This window comes from Pseudarthrobacter sp. NIBRBAC000502772, from assembly GCF_006517235.1.
Lineage (GTDB): Bacteria > Actinomycetota > Actinomycetes > Actinomycetales > Micrococcaceae > Arthrobacter.
In genome coordinates, this window is sequence record NZ_CP041188.1 from 3,114,105 (window position 1) to 3,126,111 (window position 12,007).

Below are 12,007 nucleotides of genomic sequence, written 5' to 3' on the forward strand. Positions count from 1 at the left end.
TTGTGCGGTCCTTCGCGGGTTGAAGGACCGTTGAGCCGGAGCGCTTTGACGCCCCGGATGCAGCCTGGCCTGCCTAGGCCACCAGGCTGTGGATCTGCACGCCGTGGAAGCGCTCCAGCACCTCCCGTGCACGTTGGATCTCGCCAGCCTTGGCTGCCGCGTCCCAGCCGAGCGGTGCGGAAAGGACATCGGCCACTTCGACGAGGAGTTCACCGGTCACCAGGCCCCGGAAGGCAAGCGAGGTTCGCCGGACCAGGACATCGATGAGGTGCCCGATCTGCTCATTCCGGGCCATGAACTCCAGCTCACGGACGCTGAGTTCACGCGTGGAACGGAGCATCCTGTCCGGGCCGGCATCAAGGTACCGGATCACGTCGTCAGCCCTCGTGCCGTAGCGGGTCAGCAGGACGGCGGTGCGGTCCGCATCCCGGCCGGCACCCATGTGCGCCTTGATCCATTTCTGGATTCCGGCGTCATCCTCGGGGAAGCCGGCGCCGCCTCCGATGGCGAGTTTCGCCGTCGAGACCTTCCGTTCCATCCCCAGCTCGGCAAGGACATCATTTGCCATGTGCTCGGCCAGGGCCCGGAAAGTGGTCCACTTGCCGCCCACCAGGCTGAGTACGACGGCGGTTCCTGCGCCGGGTGCCCCGGCAGCCGGCGTACGCCGTTCAATCCGGTAGTCACGCGAGACAAACCCCGGCTGCGTGGCGTCGTGGCGTGGCAGCGGGCGGACACCCGAGAACGTGTAGACGATCTGGTCACGATGCACGGTGATGTCCGGGAAGACGTGTCCGATCAGGTCAAAGAAGTACTCGATCTCCTCCTCCGTGCACACAGCGTCCTTCGACATGTCGGCAAGGACATCAGTGGTTCCCACCAGAACCCGGTCGCCCATGGGATAGATCAAAACGATCCGGCCGTCCGTGTGCTCAAAGAAGATCTCCCGGCCTTTGCAGGCCTCGAGCAGGACCGGGTGGTCCAGAACTACGTGCGATCCCTTAGTGCCGCCCATAAAGGCCGACGCCGCCCCCATGGCTTCGTTGGTCAGGTCCACCCAGGCGCCGGTGGTGTTGACAATGACGTCCGCGGTGAAATCAAACAGCTCGCCAGTCAGTTCGTCGCGGAGCTGGACCGTGGTGCCTGACCCTGTTGTGCCGGACTGGGTGGCAGCCCCGCCGAGCGAATGGAGTGCAAGGTAGTTGCTCGCCCGTGCTGTTGAGCTTTCCGGTCCGCCGCTGACTTGCCCGGCTTTCTCGCCGTCCTGGAGCACATCGAGCGTAAGGCGCTCGGGGTTGTGGACCGACGCGTCGAAGTAGGTGGCTGCGTATTTGATGCCGGGGTGCAGCTGCGGCAGCTCGGCGAGGGCACGCTTGCGTCCGCGGAACTGGTGGCGCGGCACGGAGCCGCCGTCCCGGGAGAACGAGTCATACATGCTCAGCCCCAGTTTGATCAGGAAGGCGCCGCGCTCCTTGGGCTTGCCCTGCTGTTTGTGCGTGAGGAACCGCAACGGTGCGGACAGGACGCCGGAAAAGGTGCTGAAGATCGGGATGGTGGTCTGGAGGGGCTTCACGTAGTGCGGTGCGATCCGCAGGAGGCGGTTGCGTTCCACCACGGATTCGCGGACGAGGCGGAATTCCCCGTTTTCCAGGTAACGGATGCCGCCATGAATCATGTGGGAGGACGCTCCGCTGGCACCCTGGCAGTAGTCGCCACGCTCCACCAGGGCCACGTCCACTCCCTGCAGGGCGAGGTCGCGGAAGGTTCCCACGCCGTTGATGCCACCGCCGATGATCAATACCTTGGCGTGCGGACGGTTCCGCAGACCCTGCACCGATGCGCGCGGCTCGGTGCTGTGGGCGGGCGTGGCTCCGCTGTGGCCGAATGAATCTTTGAGTCCCAACACTGCTCCTTGGGTTATTGGCGTGCCGGCATCCGCCGGACGCACCGTCGTTCTTCAACTATTGTTTGGACTAATGGAAAATGTAGTCAAGCACTATGCACAAACGTGCAGAATGGAATCAGAATGACACCTTCCCGGCACTCAGATGCGCTGCGGGCTGCACAGATGTATTACCTCCAGGACCTGACGATGGACGCGATCGCCCGCGAATTGCGGACATCCCGGTCCACTGTTTCGAGGCTTCTGTCGGCGGCCAGGGACACCGGACTGGTCCAGATCCAGATCCGCAACCCGCTTGATACGGGCCCCGAACTCGAAAGCATGATCCGGCGCGAGTACAACGTGGACGTGCACGTAGTTCCGGTGCTGGAGTCGTTGAACGAAGCCGAAACCCTGGACCGCGTGGCCATTCAGGCAGCCCGCACCATCGGCCCTTTGGTGGACTCCAATGCGATTATCGGCGTCGCGTGGGGTTCAACGATCAGTGCGGTCAGCAGGCACCTCACGCGCAAGATCACACACGATACCGTTGTGGTCCAGTTGAACGGCGCTGGCAACATGCACACCACCGGTATCACCTACGCGAGTGACATCATGCGCCGCTTCGGAAGTGCCTACGGCGCACGCGTGGAGCAATTCCCTGTTCCCGCGTTTTTTGACCATGCGGCCACCAAAACCGCCATGTGGAATGAGCGCAGTGTGCAGCGCATCCTGGACCTGCAGGCCCGGATGAGCATCGCGATCTTCGGCGTTGGATCCGTGCACGCCGACTACCCGAGCCACGTCTATGCGGGTGGATACCTGGACGAGAGCGATCTCAAGATGCTGGCCCATTCAGATGTGGTGGGTGACGTTGCCACGGTCTTTTTCCGGCGTGACGGATCCTCTGACGGCATCGTCCTGAACGAACGCTCCACGGGTCCGGCGCTCGCCCAGCTGCGCCAGGTCCGGCGGCGGATCTGCGTGATTTCCGGGGCATCCAAGATCAACGGCCTGCGGGGCGCCCTCTCCGCTGGCCTTGCCACCGACCTGATCGTGGATGAAGCCACCGCGCGCCGCCTGGTGGGCTTTGGCGGTGTCGCCTGGCCCAATGGGTAAAGTCAATGCTATGAAAACCTCACCCCGGCTCAGCCTCAACAACGGTGTGCTGATCGACCAGTTGGGATTCGGGCTGTACAAAGTTCCGGCAGCGGAAGCATCCGGCCTGGTGGCCACGGCCCTCGGCACCGGATACCGCCACTTTGACACGGCAGCGATGTACGGCAACGAAACCGGCGTGGCGCGGGGGCTCGGCCCCGCCATGGACTCCGAAGGCAGAAGCGGCGGCTCCGGAGAGTCCTCGCCCGGCCTGCGGCGCGAGGACGTATTTATCACCACGAAGGTCTGGAACGATGACCAGGGGTACGACTCAACCCTCCGTGCCTTCGACACCTCCATGGTCAACCTCGGCCTGGACTACGTGGACATGTACCTGATCCACTGGCCCTGCGCCAAGCGGGATCTGTTCACCGACACATACCGCGCCCTCGAAACGTTGTACCGCGAAGGCAAAGTCCGCGCCATCGGTGTCTGCAACTTCCAGCCCGTGCACCTGGACCGGCTGCTTGAGAGCGCCGAAGTGGTGCCCGCCGTGAACCAGATTGAACTGCACCCGTGGCTGCAGCAGGCGGAGTTGAGGGACAAGCACCACGCCCTGGGCATCCGGACGGAAGCCTGGAGTCCCCTGGCGCGCGGACACGTTCTGTTGGATCCCGTGGTCCTGGCCCTGGCTGCCGAGCACGGCAGGACAGCAGCCCAGATCATTCTTCGGTGGCACATCCAGCTGGGGAACATCGCCATTCCGAAGGCAAGCTCCGAATCCCGGATCCGGGAAAACCTGGACGTCTTCGGCTTTGAACTTTCAGACCGCGACATGGCAGCCCTTGCCGAGCTTGACCGCGGTCAGCGCACCGGGTCCCACCCCGACAACGTCAACTAGGACCGAGGGTCATGAAAACCGCCGATCAACAGCCACCCCCTGCGCCCTCCTTCTTCAGCGCCGGGCTGGCCGCCCGCACCCGGGCCGCCGAGATCGTGATTGGCGGCAGCACCGTGGCGTACTGGACTTACGAACCGATCCAGGCCACACCGGACACCCGCACTATCCTGGTCATCCATGGTTTCCGCGGCGATCACCACGGCCTGCTCCGGGTTGCAGACCAGTTGCCGGAAATGCGCATCATCATGCCGGACCTGCCGGGGTTCGGCAGCTCCGCCGCGTTCGTGTCCGGGAAACATTCGGTGGAGCAGTACGGCACCTTTGTCACCGACTTTATGGCGGCGCTCGGCCTCGGCCCGGACACCGTGCTGGTGGGGCACTCCTTCGGCTCGATCGTCGCCGCCCATTTTGTCGCCACCCACCCCGGTACCGTCACACCGCTGATCCTGATCAACCCCATCGCCGCGCCTGCCCTGGAAGGCCCCAAGGGCATCATGACCCAGCTGGCCGTCCTCTACTACCGGCTGGCGGCCCGGCTCCCCCGCCCGCTGGGACTGGCACTGCTGCGCAGTCCGCTGATTGTCAGGGTCATGAGCGAGGCCATGGCCAAGACGGCCGACACAGACCTGCGCCGCTTCATCCACGGCCAGCACCATGCCTACTTCAGCGCCTTCGCGAACCGGGAAAGCCTCCTCGAATCGTTCACGGCCTCGGTCAGCGGCCATGTGGCCGAGGTGGCCGGGAAGCTGAGCCTGCCGGTGCTCCTGGTCGCTGGCGAAAAAGACGAGATTGCCACTCTGCCGGACCAGCACCGTCTCGCCTCGCTCCTCCCCGACGGCGTCCTCAAAGTCATTCCCGGCGTCGGCCACCTGATTCACTACGAAACGCCCGGCCCCGCCGCCGGCTTCATCCGCAGCTTCCTTAAGGACCACCCCGCGTGAAGATAGTCATCGATGCACGATTCACCCGGACCGATCATCACGACGGCATCAGCCGTTACGGGGCCAGCCTCATCGCCGCCACGGCAAAGGTGGCCGACGTCTCCATGCTTATCAGCGACACGCGCCAACTGGCGCTGCTCCCGGATGTTCCGTACACGCTGATCAACAGTCCGCTGTCCCCGCTGGAGCTGTTCGTGGCCCGCAGGATCAACCCGCTCGGCGCCGATGTTGTGGTGTGCCCCATGCAGACCATGGGCAGCTGGGGGCGCAAGTACGGCCTGGTCCTGACCCTGCACGACCTCATCTACTACGAGCACCCCGCTCCCCCGGGATTCCTGCCGGCGCCCGTCCGCGTGCTCTGGCGGCTCTACCACAAGGCATTCTGGCCGCAGCGCGTCCTCCTCAACCGGGCGGACACCGTTGCCACCATCAGCCGGACCACGGAAGCGCTGATGGCCAAGTACCGGCTCACCAAGAGGCCCGTGCGGATCATCAGCAACGCCCCGCAGCCCGCCCAGGAATCGCGTGATCCCGCCGCCGGGGCGGACCATTCGCTGGTGTACATGGGCTCGTTTATGCCCTACAAAAACGTTGAAACAATGGTGGCTGGCATGTCCGAGCTGCCAGATTTCACCCTGCACCTGCTGAGCAGGATCACCGCCGAGCGCCGGGCCGAGCTGGAGATCATGGTGCCGCCGGGTGCCACAGTGGTCTTCCACAACGGGGTCACCGATGACGAATATGCCGTCCTGCTCAAGCGCGCCACCGCACTGGTGAGCCTCTCCCGCGCCGAAGGCTACGGTCTTCCGCTGGTGGAGGCCATGGCCCTCGGCACGCCGGTCATCGCCAGCGACATCCCGATTTTCCGCGAGGTGGGCGGCGACGCGGCAACCTACGTTGATCCCGCATCCCCGGCAGAGTTCGCCGCGGCCGTGCAGAAACTGCGGGACGACGCCCACTGGCAACAGGTGTCCCGGCGTTCCGTGGCACGTGCGCAGGGGTTCAGCTGGGACGAATCCGCGCAGCAGCTGGTGGACGTGGCCCACGACATCATGGCGCGGCGCAGCCGCTGACTGATGCCGGCAGAGGAAGCCGCTAGAGGACGTCCACGCCGTCCAGCCTGACCTGGACCGGTTCCGTGGTCCTCTTGGCGGCGGCCGCAGCCTTCGTTGCACGTAACACCCGGGTGACAGTGGCTGCCTGCCCGTATGCGAAGAACAGCAGGGTCCGGGCGTCCTCCCCGGCCCCCTGGGCACCTCCGGCTCCCCCGGCGGCCGCTGGACCGGTGAGGACCAGCGGAGCCGGTCCTGCGGTCCGCAGCGTCACGCCGGCGGCGGCCAGCTCCTTCTCCACGGTCCCGGAAAAATGTACGACGGCGGCCCGGGGGCCGGTGACCGAGGCAATCCTGACCGCCGGCGGCAGCTGGAGTTCCATCCGGAGTTCCAGCTCGCGCCGGGCGTACCCGGCCGGATCCCACCGCAGCAGCGCGCCAACAGCAACACTTTCCGTCGCGGTGATGACCACCAGTCCGCCGTCGGACGCCGGGCGCACCAAAGCCGCGGCGTTGAACCAACGGCGCACAGTGTCTTCCCCGGCGCGGAGGTTCTCCCGGCGGAGCAGGGAGTCGCCGTCGAGGAGCAGCGCCGCTGCGTAACCGCCTTCCGCCACGGGCTCGGCCCCGACGGTGGCCACCACCAAGGCCTTGGCGCTGCCAACGCCGGCCTTGATGTTGCCGCCCGAGGACGTAATGACGGTTTTTCCGGGAAATGCCCTGCCCAGCTCTTCGGCTGTGCGCAGGACGCCTGTGGCGCCCTTACGGAGCTTGTGCCCCGCGCAATGGGCACACTGCCACTCCGGTGCCGGCGTGGAGCACCAGCGGCACTGCGGGACCGCGGAGCTGCCGCTGGCTCCGGCCAGGGCAAGGGGACCCTGGCAGGCCTGGCAGCGGGCGGGTTCGCGGCACGTCTCACAGACGAGCGACGGCGCGTAGCCGGCGCGGGCCACCTGCACCAGGACGGGCCCACGTTCCAGCCCGTCCTTGGCAGCCCGCCACGCGGCACCGGGAAGCCGCGCAACCAGCGCTAGGGGGTCGCGTTCCTGTTCGAAGCTGTCCGCAGTGTTCAGCACCCGGGGCACGGTCCGTCGTGCGAACGCCCGATCGGCCTCAACGGGCATGGCCCAGCCGGCCTCCACCAGCCGCTGGAGTTCCGTGCTCCTGGAATGACCGGCCATGAGGCACGCTGTGCCTTCCTGGTCCGCGCGCAGCAGCAGCACGTCGCGGGCATGGGCGTACGGTGCACGCTGTTCGATGTGGAGGTCGTCGCCGTCGTCCCAGCAGGCAACCAGGCCCAGATCCCGGACCGGGGCAAACGCTGCCGAGCGCGTGCCGATGGCTACGCGCGCGGACCCGGCAAGGAGGCGCAGGAAGTTCCGGTAGCGGGGGGTGGGGCCGTCGTCGGACGTCAGCCGGGCGATATCGTCGGCGGGCAGCACCGCCAGGAGCGCCTTTTCCAGCTGGTCCAGGTCCCGGTAGTCCGGCACCACCACCACGGCGCCGCGGCCGGAGGCACGGACTGCTGCCACGGCCGTTGCCAGCAGATGCGGCCAAGCTGCCGGGCCGAATCCCTGGAGCGGGTTGAAGACCGCCCGTGGGGATCCGCCGTCCCTCAGGTGGCGGACAAATGCCGGGCCGTTGCGGTAACCGGCCCAGTCTGCTTCTATCCCGTCAGGGACGTCCTGGCCGGTCAAAGCCCCGGCGTCGGCCGGCGGTTCCGGTGACGCAGGCTCTGCTGCCGGCACCGAGAGGAAGTCCTTCTCGAGCCTCGCCATGCGCGGAGGCACCGCGACGCGAAGGACGTCACTGACCGTGCCCGCATACCGGGCCGCGACGGCGGACACCAGGTCCCGGACAGCCGGCGTCAGGACGACGACGGGAGAGACCACCTTCTGCAGGGGCACCAGGGTGTGGCCGGCGTCGGATTCTTCAGTCCGTTCAATGATGATCCCGGACAGGTCCTGGCCGTTGAAGCTGACCTTTACCCGGACGCCGGCCTGTGCGGCCCCGTCCAGTTCGGCCGGCACGCTGTAGTCGAAAGGCCGGTCCAGATGCGGCAGCGGCGTCTCCACGAGGACCCTGGCCACCGGAAGGTGCGCGGCCAGCGGGGGCCCGGACGGCCTGGCCTTCGCCGGGAAGCCCTGCAGCAGCGACAACTGGACGGCGCCGGGAGGGACAGACTCATCAGAGGCCATGGCGGACTGGCCTACGCGTTGAAGAAGGCCTTCAGGTCCTCCACCCGGTCCAGGCGCTCCCAGGTGAAGTCGGGATCGTCACGGCCGAAGTGTCCGTGCGCGGCGGTCTTGGCGTAGATGGGACGCTTGAGGTCCAGGGCGTCGATGATGGCACGCGGGCGGAGGTCGAAGATCTCCGCGATGGCGGCGCTGATCCTGGCCGGGTCCACTGTCTCGGTGCCGAAGGTCTCGACGTACGTACCCACGGGGCGGGCCTGGCCGATGGCGTAGGCAATCTGGATCTCGGCGCGCTTTGCCAGTCCGGCCGCCACGACGTTCTTGGCAACCCAGCGCATGGCGTAGGCAGCGGAACGGTCCACCTTGGAGGGGTCCTTGCCCGAGAAGGCGCCGCCGCCGTGGCGGGCCATGCCACCGTAGGTGTCCACGATGATCTTGCGTCCGGTCAGGCCGGCGTCACCGACGGGCCCGCCGATGACAAACTCACCGGCCGGGTTCAGGATGTTGGCAGCCCGGGAAATGTCCAGGTTGGCTGCAGCCAAGACGGGCTTAATAACAAAGGCGGCGAGGTCCGCGCGCAGCCGGTCCAGGCTGGTGCCTGCGGCGTGCTGGCTGGAGATGACGACGGTTTCGACGGAAACCGGGACGTCCTTGTCGTAGCCGATGGTGACCTGGGTCTTGCCGTCGGGGCGGAGGTAGGACAGTTCGCCGGACTTGCGCACCTCGGTGAGGCGTTCGGACAGGCGGTGCGCGATCCAGATCGGCACCGGCATGTAGGACGGGGTTTCGTCGCTCGCGTACCCGAACATCAGGCCTTGGTCGCCGGCGCCCTGGAGGTCGTAGTCGTCCTCCTGGCGGCCTTCGCGGGCTTCGAGGGAGTTGAAGACACCCCCGGCGATGTCGTTGGACTGCTGTCCGATGGAGACGGAGACGCCGCAGCGGGCACCGTCAAAGCCGTTGGCCGAGGAGTCGTAGCCGATGCCGAGGATGGTTTCGCGGACGATCTGCGGGATTTCGACGTAGGCGTCGGTAGTGACCTCACCGGCAACGTGGACCAGGCCGGTGGTGGCCATGGTCTCCACGGCGACGCGGGACTCGGGGTCCGCGGCGAGCAGTGCATCCAGGATGGCGTCACTGATCTGGTCGCAGATCTTGTCCGGGTGGCCTTCAGTGACCGACTCGGACGTGAAGAGCCGGAGGGCGGAGGGCGTGGCCCCGTGGGTGTGGGGAATGTGCAGCGGTAAAGTCACTCAACTACCTTACTGGTTGGGAATCGGACGTCCGGCGGCGTGTGTCCCCGTGCTAAGGAAACGGTGCGTGGCTTTCGGTCAGGCGCGTGGCGAAACGTGGTTCAGCTCATAGCCGACCCGCGTGATGACGGCGGCCGAAACCTCTGTTTTGGTACCGGCGGCCAGTTGTGGTTCGGCGCCGGAGCGGGCAAGGATGACTACCGAGTTGCTGTCCTGGCCAAAAACCTTGTCCGATCCCACATGATTGACCACCAGGAGATCGCAGCCCTTGCGCTTGAGCTTTGCCTCCGCGTAGGTCAGGACGTCGCCCTGGCCGTCACCGGTCTCTGCTGCGAAGCCCACAATCAGCTGGCTCCGGCGGCTGGCTTGGTTTTCGGGAGCGTGGTCCCGGACCTCGACCAGTTCGTGGAGGATGTCCGGGTTTCGGACCAGGGAAATGACGGGGTCCGCGGTGTCATCACGTTTCTTGATCTTGGTGCCGGAGATCTCGGCGGGGCGGAAGTCCGCCACGGCCGCAGCCATGATCACGACGTCGGAATCCGCCGCGGCTGCCAGCATGGCCTCGCGCAACTCCAGCGCGGTCTCAACGGTCACGACGGCCACCCCTGCCGGCGCCGGGACCTCCATATGGGCGGCGATGAGGCGGACCGTGGCACCCGCGTTGCGGGCGGCGACGGCCAGCGCCACGCCCTGCTTACCGGAGGACCGGTTGCCCAGGAAACGGACGGGGTCCAGCGGTTCCCGCGTTCCGCCTGCACTGACTGTGACGGTCCGCCCGGCCAGCGGAAGCTGGTAATCGGACTGGCCTTGGGCGAGTGCCATGGCGGCGTCGAAGATGGCTTCGGGCTCAGGCAGGCGGCCCGGACCGGAGTCGGTGCCGGTGAGCCGGCCGCTGGCCGGTTCCAGGACGGCCACGCCCCTGCTCCGCAGCGTTTCAACGTTGGCGCGGGTGGCGGCGTGCTGCCACATCTCCGTGTGCATGGCGGGGGCAAAGAGTACCGGGCCGCTGGCCATAAGCAGCGTGTTGGTGAGGAGGTCATTGGCTTGTCCGGTGGCCGCCCGAGCCAAAAGATCGGCCGTCGCGGGCGCCACCACAATGAGGTCGGCCTCATGGCCGAGCCTGACGTGGTTGACCTGGTGCACGTCGTCGAAGACGCTGTTGCTGACCGGGTTCCCGGACAGGGCCTCCCACGTGGCGACACCCACAAAGCGGGTGGCTGCCTCGGTGGGAATCACCGTGACATTGTGGCCGGCTTCAGTAAAAAGCCGGAGGAGCGATGCGACCTTGTAGGCCGCAATCCCTCCCCCGACTCCGAGGACTATGCGCACGTGACCTCCGTCAACAGGGCAGTCTGAACTTACTCTGCGGCTTCGATCGGCGTGGAAACGAGCTTGCCTTCGTTGATTTCGCGCAGGGCGATGGACAGCGACTTCTCGTTCAGCTTGGTGTCGACCAGGGGGCCGACGTACTCGAACAGGCCCTCGTGCAGCTGGGCGTAGTAAGCGTTGATCTGACGTGCACGCTTGGCACCGAAGATCACCAGGCCGTACTTGGAATCAGCTGCCTTAAGCAGTGAGTCGATCGGCGGGTTGATGATGCCTTCAAGGTTCGTGGACACGAATTCTCCAAATTCTAACGGGCTGGCTGCTACCGGCTACTAGTGCGGGTGCGGGGTCAGCCCCATGAGTGAAACAAGCTCGTCCGCTGCCCGGCGAACGTCATCATTGATGACGGTGTGGTTAAACTCCGGTTCAGCGGCAAGTTCCAGTTTAGCTGTTTCCAGCCGCTGCTGCTGCTCCTGCTCGGTTTCCGTGCCGCGACCCACCAGTCGGCGGACCATTTCGTCCCAGCTGGGCGGCGCCAGGAACACAAACTGGGCGTCAGGAACGGCCTGCTTGACCTGGCGCGCACCCTGCAGATCGATCTCCAGCAGGACGGACCTGCCGGCCGCGATGGCCTGGTCCACGGAACTCCGCAGCGTGCCGTAGGTGTTCTGGCCGTGGACTACGGCCCATTCCAGGAACTCGCCGGCCGCAACGAGCGACTCGAACTCTTCCTTGGACTTGAAGAAGTAGTGGACGCCATCCTGCTCACCGGGCCGCGGAGCACGGGTGGTGGCCGATACGGAAAGCCAGACTTCGGGGTAGTTATCCCGGATGTAGGTGGACACGGTGCCTTTGCCAACAGCCGTCGGACCTGCGAGGACTGTCAGTCCCGGTTTCTTGCTCACGTATTCCTTTGCGGCGGAGTTTGGGTTCGGGCGCCTCTAGGAAACGCCCTATTTCTCGTCTATAAAATCTACCAGCGCCTGGCGCTGGTGAATGCCCAGCCCGCGGAGACGGCGGGAGGCCGCTATGCCCAACTGCTCCATAATGGCTGCAGCCCTGACTTTTCCGATGCCCGGCAGGGCCTCCAACAGCTCCACCACCCGCATCCGGGCCAGGGCGTCATCCGCGGCGGCGGCACCGATAAGGTCCGCTGCCGACGTCTTGCCGTTTTTGAGGCGCTCTTTGGCGGCCGCCCTGGCGGCCCGCGCGGCGGCCGCCTTGTTCAGGGCCGCCGCGCGTTCCGAAGGAGATAAGGGTCGCAGGCTCATGGAGGACACCCCCGGATTCATCGGCTGAGTCCAAGGCGACCGCCAGTGGACTTGTCCTGAAACCTACCCCTTGGTGGGCGGTGAATCAATGGATG

At 66.1% G+C, this 12,007-nt stretch carries 11 protein-coding genes; 4 read left to right on the forward strand and 7 right to left on the reverse strand.

Annotation, left to right across the window (positions count from 1 at the left end; genetic code table 11):
- Window positions 1-73: 73 nt before the first annotated feature.
- Entirely contained in the window at window positions 74-1,900 is a 1,827-nt protein-coding gene (locus tag NIBR502772_RS14340; RefSeq protein ID WP_141140711.1) for a glycerol-3-phosphate dehydrogenase/oxidase, read from the reverse strand.
- Between the two features lie 123 nt (window positions 1,901-2,023).
- On the opposite strand from NIBR502772_RS14340, the gene NIBR502772_RS14345 reads away from it, so the two are divergent.
- The 4 genes from NIBR502772_RS14345 to NIBR502772_RS14360 are packed head-to-tail and all read left to right on the forward strand — an operon-like array spanning window position 2,024 to window position 5,892.
- Window positions 2,024-2,998 (forward strand): sugar-binding transcriptional regulator, encoded by a 975-nt coding sequence (locus tag NIBR502772_RS14345; RefSeq protein WP_058932384.1) that lies wholly within the window; start codon window positions 2,024-2,026, stop codon window positions 2,996-2,998.
- Window positions 2,999-3,008: 10 nt separating this feature from the next.
- Complete coding sequence (locus NIBR502772_RS14350) at window positions 3,009-3,878, forward strand: aldo/keto reductase (RefSeq protein ID WP_141140712.1); 870 nt, start codon at window positions 3,009-3,011, stop codon at window positions 3,876-3,878.
- Between the two features lie 11 nt (window positions 3,879-3,889).
- A complete protein-coding gene (locus NIBR502772_RS14355) occupies window positions 3,890-4,819 on the forward strand; it encodes an alpha/beta fold hydrolase (RefSeq protein WP_141140713.1) in 930 nt (309 codons plus the stop codon).
- Window positions 4,816-5,892: a glycosyltransferase family 1 protein gene (locus tag NIBR502772_RS14360; protein WP_141140714.1), complete on the forward strand. Its 1,077-nt coding sequence runs from the start codon at window positions 4,816-4,818 to the stop codon at window positions 5,890-5,892. The genes NIBR502772_RS14355 and NIBR502772_RS14360 overlap by 4 nt, the downstream gene beginning before the upstream one ends.
- A 22-nt stretch (window positions 5,893-5,914) precedes the next feature.
- Here NIBR502772_RS14360 and NIBR502772_RS14365 read toward each other — a convergent pair whose 3' ends face one another.
- From NIBR502772_RS14365 to mihF, 6 genes are all read right to left on the reverse strand, one after another.
- On the reverse strand, window positions 5,915-8,068 hold the full coding sequence (locus NIBR502772_RS14365; RefSeq protein WP_141140715.1) for a primosomal protein N': 2,154 nt from the start codon (window positions 8,066-8,068) through the stop codon (window positions 5,915-5,917).
- Between the two features lie 11 nt (window positions 8,069-8,079).
- The gene (metK, locus tag NIBR502772_RS14370) at window positions 8,080-9,315 is read right to left on the reverse strand and encodes a methionine adenosyltransferase (protein WP_141140716.1); all 1,236 of its coding nucleotides are present in this window, start codon (window positions 9,313-9,315) and stop codon (window positions 8,080-8,082) included.
- Between the two features lie 78 nt (window positions 9,316-9,393).
- Entirely contained in the window at window positions 9,394-10,644 is a 1,251-nt protein-coding gene (gene coaBC / locus NIBR502772_RS14375) for a bifunctional phosphopantothenoylcysteine decarboxylase/phosphopantothenate--cysteine ligase CoaBC (RefSeq protein ID WP_141140717.1), read from the reverse strand.
- 29 nt (window positions 10,645-10,673) lie between these two features.
- Window positions 10,674-10,934 carry a DNA-directed RNA polymerase subunit omega gene (gene rpoZ / locus NIBR502772_RS14380; protein ID WP_056340218.1) on the reverse strand — a complete coding sequence of 87 codons (261 nt, stop codon included), beginning with the start codon at window positions 10,932-10,934 and terminating at the stop codon, window positions 10,674-10,676.
- Window positions 10,935-10,973: 39 nt separating this feature from the next.
- Window positions 10,974-11,546, reverse strand: a complete 573-nt coding sequence (gene gmk / locus NIBR502772_RS14385) for a guanylate kinase (RefSeq protein ID WP_141140718.1) — start codon at window positions 11,544-11,546, stop codon at window positions 10,974-10,976.
- A 48-nt stretch (window positions 11,547-11,594) separates the two neighbouring features.
- Complete coding sequence (mihF, locus tag NIBR502772_RS14390) at window positions 11,595-11,912, reverse strand: integration host factor, actinobacterial type (protein WP_168223552.1); 318 nt, start codon at window positions 11,910-11,912, stop codon at window positions 11,595-11,597.
- Between the last annotated feature and the right edge of the window lie 95 nt (window positions 11,913-12,007).

What these genes read in the sequence shown, in the direction of transcription:
- NIBR502772_RS14355 (WP_141140713.1), top strand. Translation starts at nt 3,890, where the DNA reads ATGAAAACCGCCGATCAACAGCCACCCCCTGCGCCCTCCTTCTTCAGC.
- mihF (WP_168223552.1), bottom strand. Translation starts at nt 11,912, where the DNA reads ATGAGCCTGCGACCCTTATCTCCTTCGGAACGCGCGGCGGCCCTGAAC.
- NIBR502772_RS14350 (WP_141140712.1), top strand. Translation starts at nt 3,009, where the DNA reads ATGAAAACCTCACCCCGGCTCAGCCTCAACAACGGTGTGCTGATCGAC.
- NIBR502772_RS14365 (WP_141140715.1), bottom strand. Translation starts at nt 8,068, where the DNA reads ATGGCCTCTGATGAGTCTGTCCCTCCCGGCGCCGTCCAGTTGTCGCTG.
- NIBR502772_RS14345 (WP_058932384.1), top strand. Translation starts at nt 2,024, where the DNA reads ATGACACCTTCCCGGCACTCAGATGCGCTGCGGGCTGCACAGATGTAT.